The following is a 23,492-nucleotide window of genomic DNA, read 5'->3' as shown; positions in this document are numbered from 1 at the left end:
CCCCCGGCCCGCCAGGCCTTGCCGGTTCAGCGAAGGGGCAACCATCACGCCCCGGCCTCTCGCCATCTTGGCAAAACGGGCGTCGATCCGTAATAGCCTAAGATGAGAGCGAACGGTTCTAGACTTCTTCTAGGTTCAAACTGTGGTGGGTGCGCGTGAGCCGCGGCACAGGTGCATCCGTGCTTGTCGGCGCTGCCGTGCTGCTCAGCGTCGCCAGCCTGCTGCCGCTCGCCGCCCTCGTCGTCTCCGCGTTCGGCGGCACCGGCGAAGCGCTGCTGCACTATGCCGAAACCGTGCTGCCCGGCTACCTCGTCAACACCGTCACCTTGTGCCTCGCCGTCGCGGTTCTGGCGACGACGGCGGGCGTCGCCTCGGCCTGGCTCGTCACCATGTGCCGCTTTCCGGGGCGGGAGGTCTTCGCCTGGGCGCTGGTGCTGCCGCTCGCCATGCCCGCCTATGTCAGCGCCTACGCCTATACGCATCTCCTCTCCCACCCCGGCCCGGTGCAGACGCTGCTGCGGGACGTCACCGGCTGGGGGCCGCGGGACTACTGGTTCCCCAACATCCGCAGCCTCGGCGGGGCGGCCTTCGTCCTCTCCATGGTGCTCTTTCCCTACGTCTACCTGATGGCGCGGGCGGCCTTCCTGCAGCAGTCCGCCTCCGCCTTCGAGGCGGCGCGCATCATGGGCCGCTCGCCCTGGCGCGCCTTCATCGGCGTCGCCGTGCCGCTCGCCCGCCCGGCCATCGTCGCCGGCCTCGCCCTCGTCATGATGGAGACACTGGCCGACTACGGCGCCGTCTCCTTCTTCGGCGTTCAGACCTTCACGACGGCGATCTACCGGACCTGGTTCTCCCTCGGCGACCGCACGGCGGCGGTGCAACTGGCGCTCGTCCTCGTCACCCTGGTGCTTCTCGTCATGGCGCTGGAGCGGGTGGGGCGCCGCGGCAAACGCTTCTCCGAGGCCGGCCGCCCATTCCGCGGACTGGCGCTCAGCGGCTGGCAGATCCCCGCCGCCATCCTCGCCTGCGCGCTCCCCGTCGCCTTCGGTTTCCTCGTCCCGGCGCTGACCCTGCTCGGCCTCGGCCTCGGCCTCGACGTCGCGTGGTTCGACCCGCGCACGACGCGCCTCATCGGCAACACCGTGCTCGTCGCCGCCGTGGGCGCGGTGGCCACCGTCTCCGTCGCCATCGTCATCGCCTATGCGCGGCGCGTGGCGGGCGGACGGCTGACGCAGGTGCTCGGCCAGCTCGCGGGCTTCGGCTACGCGGTGCCGGGGGCGGTCATCGCGGTCGGCCTGCTGATCCCCTTCGGCGCGTTCGACCGCTGGCTGAACGGGCTGATGGTGGCGACCTTCGGCGTCGGCACCGGGCTCATCCTCACCGGCACCATCGCCGCGCTCGTCTTCGCCTACGTTGTGCGTTTCCTCGCCGTCTCGCTGAACGGGGTGGAGGCGGGGATGGCGCGGATCTCGCCGTCGCTGGACTGGGCCTCGCGCACGCTGGGGGCGGGGCAGGGGCGCACCTTCTGCCGCGTCCATGCCCCGCTTTTGTCGGGCGGGCTGCTCACGGCCTTCCTCATCACCTTCGTGGACATCATGAAGGAGCTTCCGGCGACGCTCATCCTGCGCCCCTTCAACTTCGACACGCTGGCCATCCGCGCCAACCGCCTCGCCTCCGACGAGCGGTTGGCCGAAGCCGCCGTGCCGTCGCTGATGATCATCGCGGTCGGGCTGATCCCCGTCATCCTTTTGTCGCGTCAGATCACGCGGTCCAACCAGAAGCGCGGACAGGCCGCACCGCCGCGCGAGGCGGCCGCACCGGACCCCGTGATGGTCGAAATCATCCCCTCCGCGGAGGTGGACACCAAAGCGGCGGCGTGACCCTCGGCCTATCGCCTCAGCCTATGGCTGGCGGCCGTCGCGCCCTCCCGCGGGCCTAGGGGCTGGCCCAACCGGCCCCCTTTGGCCCTATAATATCGTTGCCATGACAACGACTGCGCCGGCTGCGGCGGCGGCCACCGCGCCATCTGGAGGCGGTTCCGCTCCCGGACGCCGGCCACTGCGCTTCGTCACCCGGCCGGCGCGCGACCATCAGGACCCTCTACACCGCATGGGCTATTTCACATTGCACCGGCTGATCACCTTCGCCATCGCCGGGGCGGGAGCCACGCTCTTCTGGCTCCTCGGCATTCCGCTGCCCTTCCTCTTCGGGCCCATGGCGGCCTGCCTCGTCACCGCGCTCGCGGGCGTGAAGCTGCAGAGCGCCGGTCAGCTCGGCATCGCCGCGCGCACGGTCCTCGGCCTCACGGTCGGCTGCTCGCTCACCCCGCAGGTGGTGGACAGCCTGCCCGCCATGGCGCTCTCGCTTTCCCTCGTCCCGGTCTATGTGCTCGTCATCGGCGCCATCGGCGTCCCGTACTTCGTCCGCGTCGCCCGGTTCGACCTGCCGACCGCCTATTATGCCGCCATGCCCGGCGGCCTGCAGGACATGATCGCCTTCGGTGAGCAGGCAGGCGCCAACGTGCGCGCCGTCTCGCTGATCCAGGCGACGCGCGTCCTCGCCATCGTCACCGTCGCGCCCATCCTGCTCCTCAATCTCTACGGCGTCGCCTTCGTTAATCCGATCGGCATTCCGGCGCGCGACCTGCCGCTCGGCGAGATGGCGCTGATGGCCGCCGCCGCGCTGGTCGGCTGGAAGGGCGGGGAACGCATCGGCCTGTTCGGCGCGGCGATCATCGGCCCGCTGGTCGTGGGCGGCGTCCTCTCGCTCACCGGCTTCCTGCATCACCGCCCGCCCAGCGAGGCGATCCTGGCGGCGCAGTTCTTCATCGGCGCGTCGGTCGGCGCCTACTATGTCGGCGTGACGCTGAAGGAGCTGAGGCGCATCGTCATCGTGGGGCTGGTTTTCGTGCTCCTCCTCGCCGCGCTCGCCGCCGCCTTCACCGAGTTCGTGATGCTGACCGGCCTCGCCCCCGCCGTGGACGCCTTCCTGGCCTTCTCGCCCGGCGGACAGGCGGAGATGGCGATCATCGCCATCGTCGCCGGGGCGGACCTCGGCTATGTGGTGACCCACCATCTGGCGCGCATGATCATCGTGATCGTGCTGGCCCCGGCGGTGGCGGCGATGACGAAGCTCGGTAAGCGGAACGAATAGCGCGAAACGGGTTTCCGGCGTGCGGAACCGCTGCTACCACTTGCGGCGGCCGTGAACGGGAGCGAGGACCAAGGCGATGACGGAAGCACTGCTGTGCGAGGGCGTGCGCACGCCGATCGGCCGCTACGGGGGCGCTCTCAGCGCCGTGCGGCCGGACGATCTTCTAGCCCACGCCATCACGGCGCTTCTGGCCCGCGTGCCGGGGCTGGACCCCGCCGCCATCGACGATGCGATCATGGGCTGCGCCAACCAGGCCGGCGAGGACAACCGCAACGTGGCCCGCATGGCCGTGCTTTTGGCGGGCCTGCCGGACACGGTGCCCGGCGCCACAATCAACCGCCTCTGCGGCTCTGGGCTCGACGCGATCGGCATTGCCGCGCGGCTCGTCCGCTCCGGTGATGCGGACGTGGTCCTGGCGGGCGGCGTCGAGAGCATGTCGCGCGCGCCCTTCGTCATGGGCAAGGCCGACACCGCCTTCTCCCGCAATGCCGAGATGTACGACACCACCATCGGCTGGCGCTTCGTCAACGCCGCGATGAAGGCGCGCTACGGCATCGATTCCATGCCCGAGACGGCGGAGAACGTCGCCGAGGCGTTCCAGATCGGCCGCGAGGATCAGGATGCGTTCGCCGCGCGCAGTCAGGCACGGGCGATCGCCGCGCGCGCGTCCGGACGGCTCGCGCGCGAAATCGTCCCGGTCGAGATCCGCCAGCGCAAAGGCGATCCCATCGTGGTGGGCGAGGACGAGCACCCGCGCGAGACCTCCGTGGAGAAGCTCGCCCGGCTGCCGACGCCGTTCCGCGAAGGCGGCACGGTGACCGCCGGCAACGCATCGGGCGTCAACGACGGTGCGGCGGCGCTCTTGGTGGCCTCGCCCGCCGCGGCCGAGCGTTACGGGTTGACGCCTGTGGCGCGCATCGTGGCGGGGGCGACGGCCGGTGTGCCGCCGCGCATCATGGGCATCGGCCCCGCTCCGGCGACGCAGAAGCTCTTGGAGCGGCGCGGCCTCAAGGTGTCCGACATCGACGTGATGGAGCTGAACGAGGCCTTCGCGGCGCAGGCGTTGGCGACCCTGCGCCAGCTCGGCCTGCCGGACGATGCCGAGCACGTGAACCCGAACGGCGGGGCGATCGCGCTCGGCCATCCGCTCGGGATGTCCGGCGCGCGTCTGGCGTTGACGGCCGCGATGGAGATGGCGGACCGCGACGCCGAGCGGGCGGTCTGCACCATGTGCATCGGTGTCGGCCAGGGGATCGCGCTGATGCTCGAGCGCGTCTGACCGGCTGCGGGGCGAGGAACGTCTCCCTGCCCCGCAAGGGAGGGCCGCAGGATGCGCGGCCCGTCCAGTTTCAGGCGTAGCGGCCCGTCCGCGGTCAGGCGTAGGTGTAGGCGAGCACCGCGACCACCAGGGCTGCGATGACGACCGCCGCCCACAGGAAGGTCGGGCTGCGGCCGCGCGCTGCTTCCGCCTCGATCGCCGCCACGTCCGGGGGCGAGGTCGGCGCGATGGGGGTCGTCGCGGTGGTGGCGCCAGGCGTTGCGACAGGGGCGGCCGGATCCGGCACCACCGGCGCGTCCGTCGCCGCGACGTCGACGCCCGATTCGGCCGCAGCACCCGTGCCCACCTTTTCGGAGAGGCACGAGAAGAAGTCCGCGGCGTACTTCTTCGCGGTGGAATCAACCAGGCGCGAGCCGAGCTGGGCGAGCTTGCCGCCGATCTTCGCCTCGGCCTTGTAGGTCAGGATCGTGTCGGTCCCGTCCTCGGCGAGCGACACGTCCGCCTTGCCCTTGGCAAAGCCTGCGACGCCGCCCTTGCCCTCGCCCTGCAGCGTATAGCTGACCGGGGCCACCTCGTTGACGATTTCGACGGCGGCGTCGAACGTCGCCTTCACCGGGCCGACCTTCGCCGTCACCTTGGCATTCATGGTGCCGTCGTCGGTCATCACGAGCATGTCGCACCCGGTGATGCAGGCCTTCAAGATCTCGGGATCATGCAGCGCCTCCCACACGGCCTGGCGCGGGGCGGGGATGCGGTGTTCGCCGGTAAGCTCCATCGGATGTCCTCGTAATCCTGGTCCAAGAGCCGGCCCTCGTCGGGCCAGCCGGTTGGGGGCAAATTGAGGGCTGCGCCGTCCCACCGCAAGCGCTGGATAAGGCCGCCGCACACGTAAGCCGCCTCAACTGGCGCACGTTTGATTGCATCGCCGCTTTACAGCGCCGGAATCCAGTGCCCTAATTGCAATCACAGAGAGCAAAAAATGCTCCGATATCAAGGGAGGGTGGTGATGAGTACGGCAATCGCCGTGTTTCATGGTGCCATCGGACGGGCGGCTTTGTATCGTTTGAACAGGCCGTTGGCGCCGCATGCCCATCGCGAAGGGCACCTTATTTTTCTCCTGGCCGGGACCGGCGGAAGTGTCGATCTGGAAGGCTCCCGGCGCGACATCCGCGCCGAACAGGCCATCGCCATCAGCCCATGGCAGCCGCACGACTTCCAGCCCGGCTGCTACGGTGAGGGCGCCCTCTACCTCACGCTCTACATCAAGCCGCGCTGGTTCGAGGATCTGGCCCGCGCGATGGGTCAGCCCGTGCGCTTCGGCGCCCCCACCCTCGACGTCGACAGCGCGATGCGGGCGCGCGTCACGCGGATCGGCGACATGCTCGCCTGCGGCCACGAGGCGACGGTGCATGAGGAGCTGACCGCGCTGACCCGCGCAGCCTTCGACCGCACGTGGCTGCCGCAGATGCCGAGCGCCGCCGCCCGCGGCACCGCCTATCCCTGGCCGAGCGTGCGCGACTTTCGCATCCGCAACGCTCTGGCGCTGATGAACGAGCGGGTGTCCGAGGCGTGCGCGCTCGACCGGATCGCGCGCGACGCCGGGATGTCACGACCCCATTTCTACAAGCTCTTCCGCCAGAATTTGGGCGTGACGCCGAATATGTACCTCAACACGTTGCGGCTGGAACGGTCGATCGACCGGCTGGTCTGGTCGAGCGATGCGGTGACGTCGATCGGCCTCGACCTCGGCTTCGCCAGCCAGGCGAGCTTCACGCGCTTTTTCTCCAACAATGTGGGAATTGCACCGTCCGACTATCGCCGGTGCGCGCTGGTGGCGGCCGCCGCCTGAGCGGTGCGCCCGCGGCCCCGCCGCCGTTGCCCCGCGGCGAGACAGGCGCGCCCGGTGGGGCGCCCCTGTTTCGGCCTTGCTCTCAACGGTCGGGGACGAACGGGCGCCCCAACGCCGCCGGTGTGTTGACCATCGTGAAGCGCCGGTTGGACGCGAAGATGACGAGAACGAGGATCGTCGCGAGATAGGGAAGTGCCGAGAGGAATTGCGACGGGATATCGACCCCGAACGCCTGCGCGTGGAACTGGGCGATCGTCACCGCGCCGAAGAGGTAGGCTCCGGCCAGGACCCGCGTCGGCCGCCAGCTCGCGAAGACGACGAGCGCGAGAGCGATCCACCCGCGTCCGGCCGACAGACCGTCGATCCACTGCGGTGTGTAGACGAGGGTGAGCTGCGCCCCCGCGATGCCCGCGCACAGTCCGCCGAAGAGCACCGCCAGGGTGCGGATGCGGTTCACCTTCAGCCCCAGCGCGTGGGCCGCGACGGGCTGGTCGCCGACCGAGCGCAGCCGCAATCCGGCCCGCGTGCGGAACAGGAACACGGTGACGCCCACTGTGAGGGCGATCGACAGGTAGAAGAGCGGGCTCTGCGCGAACAGGACTGTGCCGACATACGGCAGATCCGACAGGTAGGGGACGGCGATGTCGCCCAGCTTCACGCCAGGGCGGCCGACGAACGATTCGCCGGCGAGGCTGGCCACACCGAGGCCGAAGAGGGTCAGCGCCAAGCCCGTCGCCACCTGGTTGGTGGCAAGCCAGATGGCGAGGATCGCGAACAGACCCGCCATGGCGACACCCGCCAGCGCGGCGGTGAGGATGGCGAGATAGGGCGAACCGGTGATCTGTGCCGTGGCGAAGGCGGTCACGGCGCCGACGATCATCATGCCCTCAACGCCGAGATTGAGGACGCCCGACCGCTCGGCCACCACTTCGCCGAGCGCGGCGATGAGGATCGGCGTGGCGGCGATGATCACGGAAATGAGGATCGCTTCGATCATGCCGGCACCCCCCGGCCGCGGGCCGTGACGGTGACGCGGTAGCGGACCAGCGTGTCGCTGGCGAGGACGGCGAACAGGAGCACGCCCTGGAAGACCTGCGCGATCTTCTCCGACAGCCCCAGCGAGATCTGCGCCGCCTCGCCGCCGAGATAGGTCAGCGCCAGGACCAGCCCGGCGATGACGATGCCGATCGGGTGGAGCCGGCCGAGGAAGGCGACGATGATGGCGGTGAACCCGTAGCCCGGACTGATCACCGGCGTGAGCTGGCCGATGGCGCCGGCGACCTCGACGATGCCGGCAAGGCCCGCCAGCGCGCCGGAGAAGAGGAAGGCGAACATGGTGGTGGCCTTCTGGTCGAACCCGGCGAAGCGGGCGGCTCTGGGGCTGGCGCCGGTGACCTTGATTTCAAAGCCCTTCTTCGTGCGGGTCAGCAAGATCGCGGTTGCCGCGGCCAGGACCAGGGCGATGACGATGCCGAAGTTCGCCCGCCCGCCATAGTCGCCCATCGCGATGAGCTCGGGCAGGCGTGCGGAATCGTCGAAGAAGCGCGTTTCGGGGAAGTTGTAGCCTTCCGGATTGCGCCAGGGGCCGCGCACCAGCCAGTCCAGCAGCAGTTGGGCGACGTAGACCAGCATCAGCGAGACGAGGATCTCGTTGGCGCCGAAGCGGGTCTTGAGGAGGCCGGGAATGGCGCCCCAGGCCGCGCCGCCGAGGAGGCCGAGGGCGAGCATCGCCGGAAGCACCCAAACGCCCGTCGCGCCGGGGAAGAGCACGGGAATGGCCGCGCCCGTGATGGCACCGGCGACGAACTGTCCCTCCGCGCCGATGTTCCAGGTGTTGGAGCGGTAGGCGACCGAGAGGCCGACCGCGATGATGATCAGCGGCGCCGCCTTGATGGCGAGTTCGTGGATCGACCAGATTTCCGACAATGGCTCGATGAAATAGGCCGTCAGCGCGGCCGCCGGCGGCTTGCCCGAGGCGGCGAACATGACGGAGCCGATGGCGAGCGTGACGGTGAAGGCGAGGAGCGGGGCCAGCGCTTCGGCCCACCACGGCACATTCGTGCGGCGGCGAAGGTCAATGCGCATGTGAGTGCTCCGCGGCGGGTGACGCCGGAGGCGGTGAAGGTGGACCAGCCGCATGGGTTGGCGAGGTGGAGGGTGGTGAGGCGGAGGGTGGTGACGAGGGGGCAGGGCCGGCCATCAGGAGGCCGATCGCCTCACGCGTCAACGTATCGGCCGGTGCGGCGGGGGAGAGGCGACCGGCGGCGATGACGGCGATGCGGTCGGCGATTTCAAACAATTCGTCCAGATCCTGACTGATGACGAGAACGCCGGCGCCGCTCTCGGCAAGGTCGATGAGGTGCTGGCGGATGTTGGCGGCGGCCCCCGCATCGACGCCCCAAGTGGGTTGATCGACGATGAGGAGCTTGGGCTTGGCGTCGAGCTCGCGCCCGACGACGAACTTTTGCAGGTTGCCGCCGGAGAGGGATCCGGCGGTGCTGTGGGTTCCTTGCGCGCGCACGTCCATCGCCTTGATGACGCGGGCGGCCAAGCGCCGGGCCGCGCCGTGGCGCAGGAAGCCGAGGGGCGCTGCCGTGCCGTCGCTCATGCGGTGGCGCGAGACGAGGGCGTTGTCCGACAGGTCGAAGGGCGGGACCGCACCGTGGCCGAGTCGCTCCTCCGGCACGAAGGCGGCCCCCCGGCGGCGGCGCCCGTCGATCCCGATGCGCCCGACGGGCTCGCCGAGCAGCGTCACGGCGTCCGCCTTCGCGGCGAGCTCTTCGCCCGACAACATGGCGAAGAGTTCGCTCTGCCCGTTGCCCGCGATGCCGGCGATCCCGACCACCTCGCCCGGGCGCACGTCGAGATTGATGTCCGAAAGGCTGGTGCCGAAGGTGGTGGCCGCGGGCTGGTCGAGCCCCCTCACCGCCAGCACCGGGGTCGGCGTGCGCTTGGTCCGGCCGACATTGGCGATCGCCCCGCCGACCATGGCGCTGGCGAGCTCGGCCGCGGTGCGCTCGGCCGGGATGCAGGTCTCCACCACCTTGCCGTGGCGCAGGATCACCGCCCGCTCGCACAAGGCGCGCACCTCCTCCAGCTTGTGGGAGATGTAGACGACCGTGCGCCCCTCCGCCTTCAGCTTGCGCAAGGTTCCGAAGAGGCGCTCCACCTCCTGCGGGGTCAGGACGCTTGTGGGTTCGTCCATGATGACGAGGGTGGGGTTTTGGAGCAGGCAGCGCACGATCTCGATGCGCTGGCGCTCGCCCACGGAAAGATCGGCGACGAGGGCGCCGGGGTCGAGCGGCAGGCCATATTCGGCCGAGAGGGTGCGCGCCTTTTCGGCGAGCCCTGCGCGCGGCATGTCCGGCAGGCCGAGCGCGATATTCTCCTCGACCGTGAATGCCTCGAACAGCGAGAAGTGCTGGTGCACCATGGAGATGCCGAGGCGCCGGGCGACGGCGGGTTCGCTGATGACGGTCTCCTTGTCGCGCCACAGGATGTCGCCGGAATCGGGCTGCAGTGCGCCGAACAGCATCTTCACCAGGGTCGACTTGCCGGCCCCGTTCTCGCCCAGCAGCGCGACGATCTCTCCCTCGCCGAGGGTGAGGGAGATGCTGTCATTGGCTTTGAGGCTGCCGAATGTCTTCGTCAGGTTGCGGATCTCGAGGAGGGGTGGGGTCATCGGGGCCTTCGCGAAACTGCGGTCGAGGGTGCAAGTTCGGGGCCGCGGTGCCCGGTTGGGTGGCGCGGCCTGATCAGGCTAGTCTCACACTTCACGCAATACAAAAGGACGGCAGGATGGAACGCTTATCGCCCCCAGATCTCGACGATCTGACCCCCGAACAGCAGGCGGTGGCGGAGGCGATCATCGCCGGACCGCGCAAAGCGGTCATCGGACCGATGCGGATTTGGCTTCACCGGCCCGAATTGGCGCAGCATGCCCAGCGCCTCGGCCAATATTGCCGCTATGATTCGCTGCTGCCGCCGGACCTGTCGGAGTTGGCCGTTCTGGTGACGGCGCGGGTGTGGTCGTCGGAGTTCGAGTGGTCGGTTCATAAGCGCATGGCGCGTGAGGCGGGACTGGCGGACGCGATCATCGACGCCATCCGCGACCGCACGCCGCCGCCGTTCGAGAACGACACGCAGCAGGCCGTCTACGACTTCGCGCTGATGCTGCACACCGAGCGCAAGGTGAGCGACATGGTCTATCAAGCGGCGGTGGCGACCCTGGGGGACCAGGGTGTCGTCGATCTCACCGGGATCTGCGGTTACTACACGCTGGTGTCGATGACGCTGAACGTGTTCGAGGTGCCGGGGGAGGGCCCGCCCGAGATGGGCTGAGCCCGCCGGGGTCGCATACGAAAACGCCGCCCCGAGGGGCGGCGCCGTTCGGCTGAGCCGGACCGGATTACATCCAGCCGCGCTCTTTGTAGTACTTCTCGGCGCCCGGATGCAGCGGAGCCGAGAGCGAATCGGAGATCATCTCCTCTTCCTTCAGGTTCTCGAACGCCGGGTGAAGCTGCTTGAACTGGGCGAAGTTGTCGAACACCGCCTTCACGACGTTGTAGACCACGTCCTCCGACACGTCGGTCGAGGTGACGAAGGTGGCGCCGACGCCGAAGGTCGAGACGTCGTCCGGGTTGCCCTTGTACATGCCGCCCGGAATGGTGGCGACGCGGTAGTAGGGGTTGTCGGCGACGAGCTTGTCGATCGGCTCGCCGGTGACGGGGACCACCTTCACGTCGCACGAGTTGGCGGCTTCCTGGATGGCCGCGGCCGGGTGGCCGACGACGTACATCATGACGTCGATGTTGCCGTCGCACAGGGCCTGGGCCATTTCGGCGCCCTTCAGCTCGGTGGCGAGGGCCAGATCGTCCATGGTGATGCCGAAGGCGTCCATGACGATTTCCATGGTGGCGCGCTGGCCGGAGCCGGGGTTGCCGACGTTGACGCGCTTGCCCTTGATGTCCTCGAAGCCTTCGATGTCGCTATCGGCGCGCACAACGATGGTGAACGGCTCGGGGTGGACGGCGAAGACGGCGCGCAGACCCTCGAACGGGCCGGCATCCTCGAAGGAGGAGGTGCCGTGATAGGCGTGGTACTGCCAATCGGACTGCGCGACGCCGAAGTCGAGCTCGCCGGCACGCAGCGTGTTGATGTTGTAGACCGAGCCGCCGGTGGATTCGGCGGAGCAGCGGATGCCGTGGTCGCGGCGTCCGCGGTTCACGAGGCGGCAGATCGCCCCGCCGGTCGGGTAGTAGACGCCCGTGACGCCACCGGTGCCGATGGTCACGAACGTCTCGTCCTGCGCGCTGGCGGGGATGGCTGAAGCGCAGAGCGCCACGGCGGCCGCCATGGCGAGGATGCGTTTGCTCATTCGGATAGACTCCCTCGTTTCCGAGCGCGGCTTACGTCAGCGTCCATCCACTCGGCACACAGGATGGCTGCCTCCGCCGGGCTCGGTGTGGCCCAACCGCGTCACACAACAAGGCAAACCGGCTGCTGCAAGGTTTGTCAATCTTGAGGCGCGTTGAACAAGGTTAAAGTCGGAACAGAAGCCGCCGGCCGTCCGTTGTGATGACATGGGGACGTTGTCCTTGCCTAAAATCAGAAACAACGGAGTGTCATAATGCATCGGAATTGGTTCACCGGGACCGCCCTTGCGGCTCTTTTGGCCGCTTCTCCGGCTCTCGCCCAGACCGAGCAGGACGCCACCCTGTGTGCGCTGTCCGGCGATACGATGAGCCAGTCCAGCGTCGAAGCCATGGACGCCGACGGTAACGGCGAGATTTCCCGCGACGAGCTGACGCGCTGCCTCGATGCGAATGTCGCCGAGGACGAACGTCAGGCGTTGCTCGACGAGTTCGACGCGCTGGACGAGGACTCCGATGCCGTCATCGTCATCGCCGACCTGGACATGGGTACAGCCACTGCGACCACGGCGACCGCGACCGAGGTCGACGTGAAGCAGCCCGAGGCCGAGGTGGCGGTCAACCAGCCGGCGCCTACGGTCACCGTCGACCAGGCAAATCCGGTGGTCGAAGTCGAGCAGCCCGAGCCTGAGGTCGCCGTCACCCAGCGCGAGCCCGAGGTTCAGGTGTCGCAGCCGGAGCCGGAAGTGTCCGTGGTGCAGCCCGAGCCGGCCGTGGAGATCCAGCAGGACGAGGCGCAGGTCGCCGTGTCGCAGCCGGAGCCGCGTGTCGAGATCGATGCCCCGGCGCCCGAGGTCGAGGTGACGCAGGCTCAGCCGAACGTCACCGTCGAGCAGCATGAGCCCGAAGTGACGGTGAGCCAGCCCGAGCCCGAGGTGAATGTCGAGACCGCCGAGGCCAACGTCGAAGTGACGTCCGAAGAGCCGAAGGTCGTCGTCGAGCAGGGCGAGCCCGAGGTGGTGATCGAGCGCGTTTCCGGCGCCGACCCGGTCGTCGAGCAGGCCGAAGCGGACTCCGAGGGTGCCGATGCCGCCGCGCCGATCGAGACGGCTCAGGCCCAGATGACCGAGGCGCCCGACCGGCCCGCTGCAACGACCGCGGATACGACCGCCGAGGCTCCGGCCGCGATGTCCGCGACGACGGCGACCGCTTCCGCGCTGCCGCTGACCGAGCTCGAGGGTGTCGACGCGGTCAACTCCGCCGGTGAGAAGATCGGCGACGTCGACGAGGTGGTGATCGAGAATGCGACCGGCGAGACCTATATCGTGATCTCTGTCGGCGGCTTCCTCGGCATCGGCGACAAGGACCTCGCCTTCCCGGTGTCGGATGTGACCATGGACGGGGACGTCGTGCGCGTCGCGACCGATCTGAACGAGGAGACGTTGAAGGACCAGGAGTCCTACGACGAGAGCCGCTTCACGGAGATCGACGATTGATCCGGCCTTAAACGCTGGAAACGATGGAGCCGGGGCAACGCCCCGGCTTTTCGTTCGTTATATAAATGTGACGCATACTTGCCGAGCGACGAGCTTGCGACACTTCTGTTGAAAACAGAGGAGCTCCCATGAAGCTTTGGACCTGCACGGCTCTTGCAGCCCTGCTTGCCGCCACCCCCTCATTGGCGCAGGACGCGACTCCTGCCGCTTCCCCTGACACGCCGGCCCCGCAGACGGGCGCGGAGGCCCCCGCCGCCGCGCCCGCGCGCACGGTGATCGTGGTGCGTCAGCCGTCCGCGACGATCCGCGTCTACGAGCCGGCGCCGACGGTGACCGTCACGCAGCCCGCCCCGCGCATCATCGTCAAGCAGTACGATCCGATCGTGACCGTGACGCAGCGCAAGCCGCAGGTGACGGTGACGCCGGTGGCGCCGGACGTGAAGGTCGAGCTTCGCGACCCCGAGGTGACCGTCGAGCAGGGCCGTCCGTCGGTGGCGATCGACCAGCCCGAGGCGACGGTCGAGGTCGACCAGCCGGCCCCCGAGGTCGCGGTGACGCCGGCCGATCCGCAGGTGGCCGTGTCGCCCGTGGCGCCGGACGTGCGGGTCGAGACTCCCGAGGCACAGGTCGAGGTGGCGCAGCCGACCTTCAACGTTCAGATCGAGCAGGAAGAGCCGCAGGTCACGATCGAGCAGGCCCAGCCGAACGTGAACTTGGAGCGCACGACGACGACCGGCGCCCAGGCGCTGGCGGCGGAGACGGGCCAGGCGATCGGCGAGGCGGCCTCCGACGCGGCGGACGCCACCGCGGAGGCGGCCTCCGACGCGGGTGAGACCATGGAGAGCGTGGCGCGTGCGGCCGGCGAGCGTGCGCGCGAGGCGATGGAGGCGGCCCGCGCGGCTGCGGCACAGGCGTCCGAGGCGGCACGCAATGCGGCCCGCGAGGCGGGTGAGACCGCGCGTCAGGCGGCCGAGGCGGCTTCGCAGAGGGCGCGTGAGGCGGCGGCTGCGGCCGAAGAGGCGGCGCGCAATGCGGGCGAGAGCGCGCGCGAGGCGGCCAGCAACGCGGCGCAGCGCGCGCGTGAGATGGCCGACCAGGCGCAGGAGGCTGCGGCCTCGGCCGGTGCGGCGATGCGCGAAGCGGCGCAGAATGCCGCCGATGCGGCCGGCCGGCTCCTGGGTAACGCCGAGGACGCGGCCGAGGAGACCGCCGACGCGGCCGGGAACGCGGCCAGCGACGCGGCGGACAGCGTCGCCGAGGCGACGTCCGGTGCAGTGGACGCCGTCCAGGAGGGCGCGACCGATACGGCCGACGCCGTGCAGGAGGGCGCGTCCGATACGGCCGACGCCGTGGGTGAGGCGGCGGACGACGCCGTTGCCACCGCGGACGATGCGGCCGAGGCCACCGGCGAAGCCGTCAACGATGCGGCGGAGGCTACGGCCGATGCGGCGGGCGATGCGGCGTCCAGCGTTGCGGATGCGACGGGCGATGCCGTGAACGCGGTGGAAGAGGGCGCCGAGGAGACGGCGGACGCCGCCGGCGAGGCGGCCAGCGATGCCGCAGATGCCACCGAGGAGGCGGCCAGCGACGCCGCCAGGGCCACCGAGGAGGCGGCGAGCGATGCCGCGGACGCGGCCGGCGATGCGGCCGTCGCCACCCAGCAGGCGGTCGAAAGTGCGGCCGAGGAGACCGCGGACGCTGCCGGCGAGGCGGCGCAGAGCGTCGAGACGGCGGCCGAGGAGACCGCGGACGCGGCGAACACCGAGATGGCCGCAGCCACCACGGAGCCGGCGGACGATGCAGCGGCCGTCCCCGCGACGGACAGCGCCACCGCTCCTGCCGAGCTCGAAACGCCTGCCGCCATCGAGGCCGAGCAGAGCCCGAGCGAGGTGGAGACCGCGTCCGTTCCGGTCGTCATCCCGTTGGAGGCGCTTGAAGGGATGCGTGTTCAGAACGTCGAGGGTGACACGATCGGGCGGATCGACACCATCGTTCTGTCGAACGCCGGCGAAGAGCCGATGGTGGTGATCTCGGTCGGGGGCATCCTGGGCCTCGGCCAGAAACACCTCGTCTTCCCCTACAGCGACCTCAGCTACAACGGCGAGACGGCGACCCTCGCCACCTCGTCGAGTGACGACGCGCTCGAGGACATGCCGGAGTATGTGGAAGAAGATTATTCACCGCTTCCGGCCAGCATGGTCGAGTAACAGTAATCTATTTTAAAGCATTGGTAGCCGCCGTGGTCTCGGACCGCGGCGGCTTTTCTGTCTTTTTGAACCGGAAAACGGAACGGCTTGTGCGTGACAGGAATTGATCTTTCAGAGTGTGCGCAAGGGCCGCGGCCTTTGGGCACCATATATTGATCACAACGAGGGAGCCTTCGATGACCAACAGGTGGATGCTGGGAACCGCGATGGCCGCCATGCTCGCCGCAAGCCCGGCGCTGGCACAGCAGTCCGACTTCGGCGCCTGCGCCGTCGACGCCATGACCAACGAAGAGTTTCTGGGCTACGATCTGAACGACGATCGCGGCCTGTCCATGGACGAGCTGCAGGCGTGCCTGGATGAAGAGGGCATCACGCTCGGGGCCGACGAGATGACCGCGTATGAAGCGCGCTTCTCCGAGGTCGACGGCGACGGTGACGGCATTCTGATGTTCGCCGAGGTGGATCACGCCGCTGGCACGGACACCGCCGATGCCGGCACCGAGGCGCCGAAGGGCACCATCACGGTGACCCAGCCGGCCGCCACCGTCGAGGTGACGCAGCCCGCCGCCGATGTGACGGTGACCGAGGCCGAGCCCGTCGTGAACGTCGAGCAGAAGCAGCCCGAGGTCACAGTGACTGAGGCCAAGCCCGAGGTGTCCGTCACCCAGGCCGAGCCGACCGTGTCGGTCGACCAGCCCGCGCCCGAGGTGGCCGTGTCGCAGCCGGAGCCGAGCGTTTCGGTCACGCAGAGCCAGCCCGAGGTCGCGGTCAAGGAGGGGACGCCCGCCGTCTCCGTCGACACGCCGGAGCCCGAGGTCGCCGTCGATACGCCGGAGCCGGAGGTCGAGGTGACCGAGCCCGAGCTCGACGTTGCGGTCGAACAGGCCGAGCCTAACGTCGAGGTGGCGCAGGAGACCGCCGACGTCGCGGTTCAGACCACCACCGAGCCCGAGGTCGACACCGCCGCCGCGCGTGCGAACCAGATGGGGACGGAGTCGCAGGCGGTCGACGCATCGTCCATTGAAGCGGATGCCGCTGCGATGAAGACCACCACCTATCAGATCAACGTGGCCGAGCTCGAAGGCGCTGACGTGATGAACACGGCCGGCGAGGAGATCGGCGAGGTCGAGGCGGTGCTCCTGGACCCGGCGACGGACGCCCCGGTGGTAATCCTGTCGGTCGGCGGCGTGCTCGGCATCGGCGACAAGGAAATCGCCTTCCCCTACAGCGACCTGACGATCACCGGCGACGAGATCGTTCTCAACACCGACATGACGGAAGACGAGATCGAAGAGATGCCGGAATACGACGAGGCGGCTTATGAGGAGCTGCCGGAGACGATGATCGTCCAGTAAGGCGACGCACCATCAAGACGGAAAAGCCGGGCTCTTGGGCCCGGCTTTTTTGCGTTCAGTTCGTCGGCGTCGCCGGGGCGGCTGGCGCGCGGGTGGAGATTTCCGGCCCCATCAGCTCCGTCGGCAGCCAGGTGGAGATCGCCGGCACGTAGGTGACGAGGATGAGGAAGAGGAACAGGATCGCCACGAACGGCAGCGCCGCGCGCACGACCTGCACCAAGCTCATCCCCGTGATGCCCGACGTGACGAAGAGGTTGAGGCCGATCGGCGGGGTGATCATGCCGATCTCCATGTTCACCACCATGATGATGCCGAGGTGGATCGGGTCGACGCCGAGCTCCAGCGCGATGGGGAAGACCACCGGCGCCACGATGAGGAGGAGGCCGGACGGCTCCATGAACTGGCCGCCGATGAGGAGCAGCACGTTCACCGCGATGAGGAAGGTGAACCAGGTGAAGCCGGCGTCCAGCATCAGCCCGGTGATCGCCTGGGGGATGCGCTCGGAGGTGAGGACGTGGGCGAAGAGTAGCGCGTTGACGATGATGAACATCAGCATGATCGTCGTGCGCGCGGCGTCGATCATCACCTTGCGCGTGTCCTTGTGGACGATGGTGAGCGGCGCGAAGGCGAGTGACTGCGCGATGTTCTTGAAGAGAAGGCCGAGGCCCATGGCGATCGCCACGGGGACCGTTGCCGGGCCGGTGCGGGCGCAGATATAGAGGATGCCCGCCGCGGTGGACACGATGAGGCCGACCACCACGCGCTCGAAGAAGACGTTCTCGCCGCCGACGAAGTAGCCGACGATGATGGTGATGACGGCGAGTGACAGGCCGTAGACCCATGCGAAGAACCCCGCCCGCGCCACGGCGGAGGTGTCTTCCGACAGGAAGCGGCGGCCCTTCAGCGGTCCCATGTCGCGGTAGATGAAGAGGGCGACGAGGAAGGAATAGACGGCGGCGACGGCGGCGGCCTCGGTCGGCGTGAAGACGCCGCCATAGATGCCGCCGAGGATGATGATGATGAGGAAGAGGCCCCATGCGGCGTCCTTGCCGGCGCGCACGAACTCGCCCCAGCCGAGCCATTCGCCCTTCGGCAGCCCTTTGACGCGGGCGATGATGTAGATGGCGATCATCAGCATCGCCCCGGCGACGAGACCGGGGATGACGCCGGCGAGGAACATGCGCCCGACCGAGACATCCGTCGCCGCCGCGTAGACCACCATGACGATGGACGGCGGGATGAGGATGCCGAGCGTTCCGGCGTTGGCGATGATGCCGGCGGCGAAGTCCTTGGAATAGCCGACCTGGCGCATACCGGCGATGGCGATGGTGCCGATGGCGACCACGGTGGCGGGGGAGGAGCCCGACAGCGCCGCGAACAGCATGCAGGCGAGCACCGAGGCCATGGCGAGGCCGCCGCGGAAGGAGCCGATGGCGGCGATGGCGAAGCGGATGATGCGCTGCGCGACACCGCCGGTCGACATGAAGGCCGAGGCGAGGATGAAGTAGGGGATCGCGAGCAGGGTGTAGTTCTGCGACGCGGTGAAGAGCTGCTGCGCCACGGAGGACAGCGAGTCGTTGGAGAAGAAGGCGATGAGCAGGACCGAGGACAGGCCCAGCGAAATCGCGACGGGAACGCCGATCAGAAGAAAGATGAAGACCAGCGCGAAAAGGATACCGGCTTCCATCAGTCCCTCAGAATGTCTTTGTTTTCGTTGACGAGGTCTTCGGCTTCATGGCTGGCGATGATGAGATCGCGCTTGCCCAGCGCGATGTCGATGACACCCTGCAGCGCGCGCATGGCGAAGAGGGCGAGGCCGATCGGCAGGATGATGTAGGCGACCCAGCGGTGAACCCGCTCCTGACCCGCGAACTCGCGCAGGAAGGAGGGGTAGACGAGATCGTCGAGCCCCAAGGGCAGCTTGAAGAAGCGCACCCAATAGTCGACCGCGCCGCCGCCGCGGGAGGTGGCGCCGATATAGGTGAGCCAGGTGCCGTGAATGAGGATGACGGCCCACAGGAGCGCGGCGAGGGCGCCGAAGAGGGCGAGGGCCTTGAAGACCGGCTTGGGGAACACGCGCATCAAGGAATCGATGCCGAGATGGGTGCCGATCTTCAACCCGTAGCTCATGCCGAAGAGGATGAGCCAGGCGAACAGGATGCGGTTGAGCTCCAGCGCGCCGGTGATTCCGGTGTTGAAGCCGTAGCGCAGGATGACCTGCACGAAGGCGACGAGCACCATGAGGGCGAGGATGATGGAGATTACCGTCTCCTCGAACACGTTCATGACGTTCGGCATGAGACGGTCGAGCAGGAAATAGACCGCGATGAATGCGCCGAGCATTCCGAGCGGGTAGGTGGCGATGAGGTCGTACATCCGGCATCCCGTGGCGTCTGTCGTCGTCGCGCGGAGGGACGCGGTGACGGTTGCGGCGGTGGTGTGTGCAGCAGTGACGTGCGCGGACGGTGCGCCTGCCCGCAGCGCGACCATCGGGCGCCCGGCAGATGAGGCCGCGGTGGAGCGGGGCCGGATGGCGGCCCCGCGCCGTAAATTAGGAGTGGGACTTGCCGGCGGCGACGGCGGCGTCGATCAGGTCCTGGCCGATATCGTCGGCGAACTTGTCCCAGACGGGGCGCATCGTATCGACCCATTGCTGGCGCTGCTCGTCGGTGAGGGTGCGCACGGTGCCGCCCGCATCGATGATCTTCTGTTTGGCTTCCTGGTTCAGCGCCTCGGACTTCTGGTTATACTCGTCGGCGGTTTCGTTCAGGATGGTGATGAACTGTTCGCGCACGTCGTCGTCGAGCGAGTCCAGGAACTCCTGCGTGGTGACGATGAAGTAGGTCAGGAGCTGGTGGTTGGTCTCCGTGATGCCGTCCTGCACCTCGAAGAACTTCTGCGTGTAGATGTTGGTGTAGGAGTTTTCCTGCCCGTCGACGACGCCGGTCTGCAGCGCGCCATAGACCTCGTTGAAGGCGAGCTTCTGGGCGTTGGCGCCGAGAGCCTCGATCATCGCGCTGGCGACGTCCGACGTCTGGATGCGGAACTTGAGGCCCGCCGCATCGGCCGGGACGATCAGCGGCTTGTCGGCGGAGAACTGCTTCAGGCCGTTGTTGATGTAGCCGAGGCCGATATAGCCGTAGTCGCTCATCGAGGTGAGCAGGCTGTTGGCTTCGTCGGTCTTCAGGAAGGTGTCGACCGCGGCCATGTCCGTGAACAGGAAGGGCAGGTCGAACAGGTTCAATTTCGCGGTGTAGGCGCCGAATTTGGACAGCGACGGGGCGGCGAGCTGAACATCGCCCAGCAGCAGCGCCTCCATCACTTTATCGTCGTCGTAGAGCTGGGAGTTCGGGAAGACCTGCATGCAGGCTTTGCCGTCCATCTCTTCGTTGATGCGCTGGCCGAGCGCGTCGGCCATTTCGCCCTTGGGATGGCCTTGGGCGGCAACGACGTGACTAAACTTGATAACAACTTCGCCGTCATCGCAAGCATCCTGGGCGAGCGCGGGAGACGCGCAGAAGCCGAGAACGAGGGCTGCGGAAAGGAAGGATTTCATAGCACTCCCCATATGTCATTGTTGTGAGGACTTCATTGCCACATTTGCCCTCGCGCCGGAAGCCGGATAGTCCATGGAATTGTACGGACATTTCAATTAATTCTTGCAAGGGGTTGGCTGTGGCCGAGCAGAACGATGGCATCGCGATCCGAATGACGAACCCGGAACGCGTGTTGTTTGAGGATCTCATCAAAGGCAAAACTTATTATCTGGAATATGGCTGCGGCGGCAGCACCGAGGTGGCCGTCGCGGCGGGCGTGAAACGCATCATCTCGGTCGAGAGCGACGCCAAGTGGATCGAGCAGTTGAAGGAAAAGGAGACTCTCGCCGCCGCCGTGAAGAGCAACCGGCTGCAATTCCTCCATGCCGATATCGGCCCCGTCGGCGCCTGGGGCGTGCCCAGCGACATGAGCGGCGTGAAGCGCTGGCCGAACTACGCGCTGCTGCCGTTCACGCGGTTCGACTATCCCTATGACGTCATCCTGATCGACGGGCGCTTTCGCCGTCTGTGCGCCTATGTCGCATGGGCGATGATGCTGGACGGCGCCCGCCTCGCCATCCACGACTACACCCTGCGCGGCTTTTATTCGGAGGTGGAGAAGTTCTTCGAAGTGGTGGATGTCGCGGACTCGTTGGCGGTCTTCAAACGCAAGGCCGGCGTGGTGCCGCGCACGATGGTGCAGAGCGTGATCGGCGCCGTTCTGGAGCCCTGAGGCGCGCCGCCGCCGTGCGTTCCTGCATGAAGCTGGAGCAAGACGGTGGAGAGGCCGATTAGCGGGTTGCGGGCGCCGCCAAACCACACTAAAGAGAGCCCGTCGCCTGCGGGCCGCGGTAGCTCAGTTGGTAGAGCACGTCATTCGTAATGATGGGGTCGGGGGTTCGAGTCCCTTCCGCGGCACCATTCGCCACCCTTCAAACATGGTGAAACCGGTTTACGCCTGCGCGCTGGGCGAGCGGCAGCGATGGGGCGGGCGGCCGTGCCGCTACTTCGCCGTGCTGCCCACCGTGTTGCGGATCACCTCCAGGAAAGCCGGGCCGTAGTCGTTGAGCTTGCGCTCGCCGATGCCGTGAATGCCGCGCAGTTCGCCCGACGTCTCCGGCGCGCGCGCTGCCATCTCCATCAGCGTCCTGTCCTGGAAGATCATGTAAGGCGGGATGCCGCGCTCGGACGCCAACTGACGGCGCAGCACCTTCAGCGCCTCGAACAGGGCTGCGTCGTAGTCGGTCGGCAGCGGCTTGTCCTTGGCGACCGGGGCGGGCTTGTCCTTCAGGCTCATCGTGTCCTTGCGCAGGAGCACCGGCGTTTCGCCCTTCAGCACCTGCCATCCGGCGGCGGTGATCTTCCAGGCGTGATAATCGTCCGCGTCCGGCCCGGCGAGGCCGAGGCCTTCGAGCTGCCGGAAGATCGACTTCCACGACTTCTTCGACTGGTCCGCCCCGACACCGAAGGTCTTCAGCGTGTCGTGGCCGTGCTTCTCCACCTTCTCCGTCCGCTCGCCGCGCAGAACGGCGATGAGGTGCTCGGTGCCGAACCTCTCGCGCGTGCGGGCGACGGCGGACAGCGCCTTCTGCGCCAGCACCGTGGCGTCGAAGGTCTCCACGCGGCCGTTGCAGGTGTCGCAGTTGCCGCAAGGCTCGGCCGTCTCGCCGAAATAGGCGAGGAGCTGCACCCGCCGGCAATTCGGCGCCTCGAACATGCGCACCAGTGCGTTCAGCTTCTGGTTCTCCACCTCGATGATGTGGGGCGGCGCCTCGGACCCCTCGATCCACTGGCGGTACTGGCGGATCTCGCCGAAGCCGTAGAGGGCGTGGGCGCTGGCGGGCAGCCCGTCACGCCCGGCGCGGCCGATCTCCTGGTAGTAGGACTCGATGTTCTTCGGCAGGTTCATGTGGAAGACGAAGCGCACGTCCGGCTTGTCGACGCCCATGCCGAACGCCACCGTCGCCACCACGATCACCCCGTCCCCCTTCACGAAGACGTCCTGGTTGTGGTCGCGCTCCTCGCGCGTCAGTCCGGCGTGATAGGGGACCGCGTTGAACCCGCGCGAGGCGAGGAAGGCGGCCGTCTCGTCCACCTTCTTGCGCGATTGGCAGTAGACGACGCCCGCCTCGCCCGCATGCGCCTTCAGGAAGGCGACGAACTGTTGGCGCCCGCCCTCGTCCCGCTGGCTCATGGCGAGAGAGATGTTCGGCCGGTCGAAGGAGCGCAGGAACACCTTGCGCTCGCCCTCGAACAGGCGTTCGGCGATGTCCTCGCGCGTCATCTTGTCGGCGGTGGCGGTGAAGGCGACCGTCTGCTTGATGCCGAGGTCTTTGCGCACCGCGCCGATCTGGCGATATTCGGGGCGGAAATCGTGGCCCCATTGGGAGACGCAGTGCGCCTCGTCCACGGCGATGAGCGAGATCGGCGCCTCGCGCAGCCGCTCCAGGGTCTCGGCGTGGGCGAGCCGTTCGGGCGAAATATAGAGGAGCTTCAGGGTGCCGTTGATCGCCCGGTGCAAGGTGCGCCGGTTGGCGTCCCAATCGTTCGACGAGTTGAGCGCCGCGGCGGCGACGCCCTGCGCCTGGAGCGACATCACCTGATCGCGCATCAGGGCGATGAGCGGCGAGACGACGATGGTGACGCCCGGCTTCAAGAGGGCGGGGAGCTGATAGCACAGGCTCTTGCCGCCGCCCGTCGGCATCACGGCGAGCACGTCCTCGCCCGCCATCACCGCGTCGACGATCTCGCGCTGGCCGGGGCGGAACTCGGAAAAGCCGAAGACCTCGTGCAGCACGCCCTCTGCGGTCTGCGGGATCGGCGTGGGGGCGGCGATCTCGGCACGGTCGTCGGGGCCGTAGGGGTCGGGGCCGTAGGCGTCCGGACCGTAAGGGTCGGGCCCGTCGAACGGAGGGCTGTCGTACGCGGGGCCGTCGAACGGAGGCGCGTCGTAGGCCGGCCCGTCAAACGGGAGGCCGTCGTAGGGAGGAGCGCCATAGTCCGGCCCGTCATAGTCGGGGCCGTCATAATTGGGGGCATCGTGCTGGGGGCTAGCCGTGTTGGGGCGGCCGAACAGGGAGGGGTCGCTCATGATGATGCTGCCACCCTTAGTCCCCCACGCTGGTCCCATACGAAAGTGCCGCGCCGCCCGGCACAGTCCGACTTTGTTCCTGGGCTAACCGATCGGGCGGGGGATGTCACGGGTGAGCGCCCGCCCGGCGGGACGGGTCCACCGGATCCTCCGT

General features: G+C 68.0%; 18 protein-coding genes and 1 tRNA gene. 10 read left to right on the top strand and 9 right to left on the bottom strand.

The window, feature by feature from the left end:
• Positions 1-179: 179 nt before the first annotated feature.
• The 3 genes from BIX52_RS03390 to pcaF all read left to right on the top strand — a co-directional run bounded on the left by BIX52_RS03390 (position 180) and on the right by pcaF (position 4,432).
• Positions 180-1,880: an ABC transporter permease gene (locus BIX52_RS03390; protein ID WP_075219553.1), complete on the top strand. Its 1,701-nt coding sequence runs from the start codon at positions 180-182 to the stop codon at positions 1,878-1,880.
• Positions 1,881-2,109: 229 nt separating this feature from the next.
• A complete protein-coding gene (locus tag BIX52_RS03385) occupies positions 2,110-3,153 on the top strand; it encodes an AbrB family transcriptional regulator (RefSeq protein WP_075219552.1) in 1,044 nt (347 codons plus the stop codon).
• Between the two features lie 76 nt (positions 3,154-3,229).
• Complete coding sequence (gene pcaF / locus BIX52_RS03380; protein ID WP_075219551.1) at positions 3,230-4,432, top strand: 3-oxoadipyl-CoA thiolase; 1,203 nt, start codon at positions 3,230-3,232, stop codon at positions 4,430-4,432.
• A 94-nt stretch (positions 4,433-4,526) separates the two neighbouring features.
• Here pcaF and BIX52_RS03375 read toward each other — a convergent pair whose 3' ends face one another.
• Positions 4,527-5,207 carry an SRPBCC family protein gene (locus BIX52_RS03375; RefSeq protein ID WP_075219550.1) on the bottom strand — a complete coding sequence of 227 codons (681 nt, stop codon included), beginning with the start codon at positions 5,205-5,207 and terminating at the stop codon, positions 4,527-4,529.
• A 231-nt stretch (positions 5,208-5,438) separates the two neighbouring features.
• Here BIX52_RS03375 and BIX52_RS03370 point away from each other — a divergent pair, with 231 nt between their 5' ends.
• Positions 5,439-6,281: a helix-turn-helix transcriptional regulator gene (locus tag BIX52_RS03370; RefSeq protein WP_075219549.1), complete on the top strand. Its 843-nt coding sequence runs from the start codon at positions 5,439-5,441 to the stop codon at positions 6,279-6,281.
• Positions 6,282-6,363: 82 nt separating this feature from the next.
• Here BIX52_RS03370 and BIX52_RS03365 read toward each other — a convergent pair whose 3' ends face one another.
• The 3 genes from BIX52_RS03365 to BIX52_RS03355 are packed head-to-tail and all read right to left on the bottom strand — an operon-like array spanning position 6,364 to position 9,963.
• Complete coding sequence (locus BIX52_RS03365; RefSeq protein ID WP_075219548.1) at positions 6,364-7,278, bottom strand: ABC transporter permease; 915 nt, start codon at positions 7,276-7,278, stop codon at positions 6,364-6,366.
• The gene (locus BIX52_RS03360) at positions 7,275-8,366 is read right to left on the bottom strand and encodes an ABC transporter permease (RefSeq protein ID WP_075219547.1); all 1,092 of its coding nucleotides are present in this window, start codon (positions 8,364-8,366) and stop codon (positions 7,275-7,277) included. The genes BIX52_RS03365 and BIX52_RS03360 overlap by 4 nt, the downstream gene beginning before the upstream one ends.
• Complete coding sequence (locus BIX52_RS03355) at positions 8,356-9,963, bottom strand: ABC transporter ATP-binding protein (protein WP_075219546.1); 1,608 nt, start codon at positions 9,961-9,963, stop codon at positions 8,356-8,358. Before BIX52_RS03355 ends, BIX52_RS03360 begins: the two co-directional genes overlap by 11 nt.
• Positions 9,964-10,079: 116 nt before the next feature.
• Between BIX52_RS03355 and BIX52_RS03350 the strand changes: the two genes are divergently transcribed.
• Positions 10,080-10,622, top strand: a complete 543-nt coding sequence (locus tag BIX52_RS03350; protein WP_075219545.1) for a carboxymuconolactone decarboxylase family protein — start codon at positions 10,080-10,082, stop codon at positions 10,620-10,622.
• A gap of 67 nt (positions 10,623-10,689) precedes the next feature.
• Here the strand turns inward: BIX52_RS03350 and BIX52_RS03345 are convergent, their stop codons facing one another.
• Positions 10,690-11,658, bottom strand: a complete 969-nt coding sequence (locus BIX52_RS03345) for a TAXI family TRAP transporter solute-binding subunit (RefSeq protein WP_171973572.1) — start codon at positions 11,656-11,658, stop codon at positions 10,690-10,692.
• A gap of 252 nt (positions 11,659-11,910) precedes the next feature.
• On the opposite strand from BIX52_RS03345, the gene BIX52_RS03340 reads away from it, so the two are divergent.
• The 3 genes from BIX52_RS03340 (at position 11,911) to BIX52_RS03330 (ending at position 16,711) form a co-directional block, all read left to right on the top strand.
• The gene (locus BIX52_RS03340) at positions 11,911-13,149 is read left to right on the top strand and encodes a PRC-barrel domain-containing protein (RefSeq protein WP_075219543.1); all 1,239 of its coding nucleotides are present in this window, start codon (positions 11,911-11,913) and stop codon (positions 13,147-13,149) included.
• Between the two features lie 128 nt (positions 13,150-13,277).
• The gene (locus tag BIX52_RS03335; protein ID WP_075219542.1) at positions 13,278-15,356 is read left to right on the top strand and encodes a PRC-barrel domain-containing protein; all 2,079 of its coding nucleotides are present in this window, start codon (positions 13,278-13,280) and stop codon (positions 15,354-15,356) included.
• A gap of 176 nt (positions 15,357-15,532) precedes the next feature.
• Complete coding sequence (locus BIX52_RS03330) at positions 15,533-16,711, top strand: PRC-barrel domain-containing protein (protein ID WP_075219541.1); 1,179 nt, start codon at positions 15,533-15,535, stop codon at positions 16,709-16,711.
• Positions 16,712-16,766: 55 nt separating this feature from the next.
• On the opposite strand, the gene BIX52_RS03325 is transcribed toward BIX52_RS03330, so the two are convergent.
• The 3 genes from BIX52_RS03325 to BIX52_RS03315 all read right to left on the bottom strand — a co-directional run bounded on the left by BIX52_RS03325 (position 16,767) and on the right by BIX52_RS03315 (position 20,267).
• Positions 16,767-18,398 (bottom strand): TRAP transporter large permease, encoded by a 1,632-nt coding sequence (locus tag BIX52_RS03325; protein WP_075219540.1) that lies wholly within the window; start codon positions 18,396-18,398, stop codon positions 16,767-16,769.
• Positions 18,398-19,087 carry a TRAP transporter small permease gene (locus BIX52_RS03320; protein ID WP_208990437.1) on the bottom strand — a complete coding sequence of 230 codons (690 nt, stop codon included), beginning with the start codon at positions 19,085-19,087 and terminating at the stop codon, positions 18,398-18,400. The genes BIX52_RS03325 and BIX52_RS03320 overlap by 1 nt, the downstream gene beginning before the upstream one ends.
• Positions 19,088-19,262: 175 nt before the next feature.
• The gene (locus BIX52_RS03315; protein WP_075219539.1) at positions 19,263-20,267 is read right to left on the bottom strand and encodes a DctP family TRAP transporter solute-binding subunit; all 1,005 of its coding nucleotides are present in this window, start codon (positions 20,265-20,267) and stop codon (positions 19,263-19,265) included.
• 152 nt (positions 20,268-20,419) lie between these two features.
• Here BIX52_RS03315 and BIX52_RS03310 point away from each other — a divergent pair, with 152 nt between their 5' ends.
• Positions 20,420-20,980 (top strand): hypothetical protein, encoded by a 561-nt coding sequence (locus BIX52_RS03310; protein WP_139312705.1) that lies wholly within the window; start codon positions 20,420-20,422, stop codon positions 20,978-20,980.
• Between the two features lie 112 nt (positions 20,981-21,092).
• Positions 21,093-21,168 (top strand) — tRNA-Thr (locus BIX52_RS03305).
• 82 nt (positions 21,169-21,250) lie between these two features.
• Here BIX52_RS03305 and recQ read toward each other — a convergent pair.
• On the bottom strand, positions 21,251-23,338 hold the full coding sequence (recQ, locus tag BIX52_RS03300; RefSeq protein ID WP_083659974.1) for a DNA helicase RecQ: 2,088 nt from the start codon (positions 23,336-23,338) through the stop codon (positions 21,251-21,253).
• Between the last annotated feature and the right edge of the window lie 154 nt (positions 23,339-23,492).

This window comes from Acuticoccus yangtzensis, assembly GCF_001927245.1.
Classification (GTDB): Bacteria; Pseudomonadota; Alphaproteobacteria; order Rhizobiales; family Amorphaceae; genus Acuticoccus; species Acuticoccus yangtzensis.
Note: the sequence above shows the minus strand (reverse complement) of the source record. Positions and strands in the feature narration are given on the sequence as shown.

Excerpts from the sequence above, each read along its gene's own strand:
- BIX52_RS03365 (WP_075219548.1), bottom strand. The coding sequence starts at position 7,278 with ATGATCGAAGCGATCCTCATTTCCGTGATCATCGCCGCCACGCCGATC.
- BIX52_RS03345 (WP_171973572.1), bottom strand. The coding sequence starts at position 11,658 with ATGAGCAAACGCATCCTCGCCATGGCGGCCGCCGTGGCGCTCTGCGCT.
- BIX52_RS03370 (WP_075219549.1), top strand. The coding sequence starts at position 5,439 with ATGAGTACGGCAATCGCCGTGTTTCATGGTGCCATCGGACGGGCGGCT.
- BIX52_RS03375 (WP_075219550.1), bottom strand. The coding sequence starts at position 5,207 with ATGGAGCTTACCGGCGAACACCGCATCCCCGCCCCGCGCCAGGCCGTG.
- BIX52_RS03325 (WP_075219540.1), bottom strand. The coding sequence starts at position 18,398 with ATGGAAGCCGGTATCCTTTTCGCGCTGGTCTTCATCTTTCTTCTGATC.
- BIX52_RS03355 (WP_075219546.1), bottom strand. The coding sequence starts at position 9,963 with ATGACCCCACCCCTCCTCGAGATCCGCAACCTGACGAAGACATTCGGC.
- BIX52_RS03360 (WP_075219547.1), bottom strand. The coding sequence starts at position 8,366 with ATGCGCATTGACCTTCGCCGCCGCACGAATGTGCCGTGGTGGGCCGAA.
- BIX52_RS03310 (WP_139312705.1), top strand. The coding sequence starts at position 20,420 with ATGACGAACCCGGAACGCGTGTTGTTTGAGGATCTCATCAAAGGCAAA.
- BIX52_RS03315 (WP_075219539.1), bottom strand. The coding sequence starts at position 20,267 with ATGAAATCCTTCCTTTCCGCAGCCCTCGTTCTCGGCTTCTGCGCGTCT.
- recQ (WP_083659974.1), bottom strand. The coding sequence starts at position 23,338 with ATGAGCGACCCCTCCCTGTTCGGCCGCCCCAACACGGCTAGCCCCCAG.
- BIX52_RS03340 (WP_075219543.1), top strand. The coding sequence starts at position 11,911 with ATGCATCGGAATTGGTTCACCGGGACCGCCCTTGCGGCTCTTTTGGCC.
- BIX52_RS03330 (WP_075219541.1), top strand. The coding sequence starts at position 15,533 with ATGACCAACAGGTGGATGCTGGGAACCGCGATGGCCGCCATGCTCGCC.
- pcaF (WP_075219551.1), top strand. The coding sequence starts at position 3,230 with ATGACGGAAGCACTGCTGTGCGAGGGCGTGCGCACGCCGATCGGCCGC.
- BIX52_RS03335 (WP_075219542.1), top strand. The coding sequence starts at position 13,278 with ATGAAGCTTTGGACCTGCACGGCTCTTGCAGCCCTGCTTGCCGCCACC.
- BIX52_RS03350 (WP_075219545.1), top strand. The coding sequence starts at position 10,080 with ATGGAACGCTTATCGCCCCCAGATCTCGACGATCTGACCCCCGAACAG.
- BIX52_RS03320 (WP_208990437.1), bottom strand. The coding sequence starts at position 19,087 with ATGTACGACCTCATCGCCACCTACCCGCTCGGAATGCTCGGCGCATTC.
- BIX52_RS03385 (WP_075219552.1), top strand. The coding sequence starts at position 2,110 with ATGGGCTATTTCACATTGCACCGGCTGATCACCTTCGCCATCGCCGGG.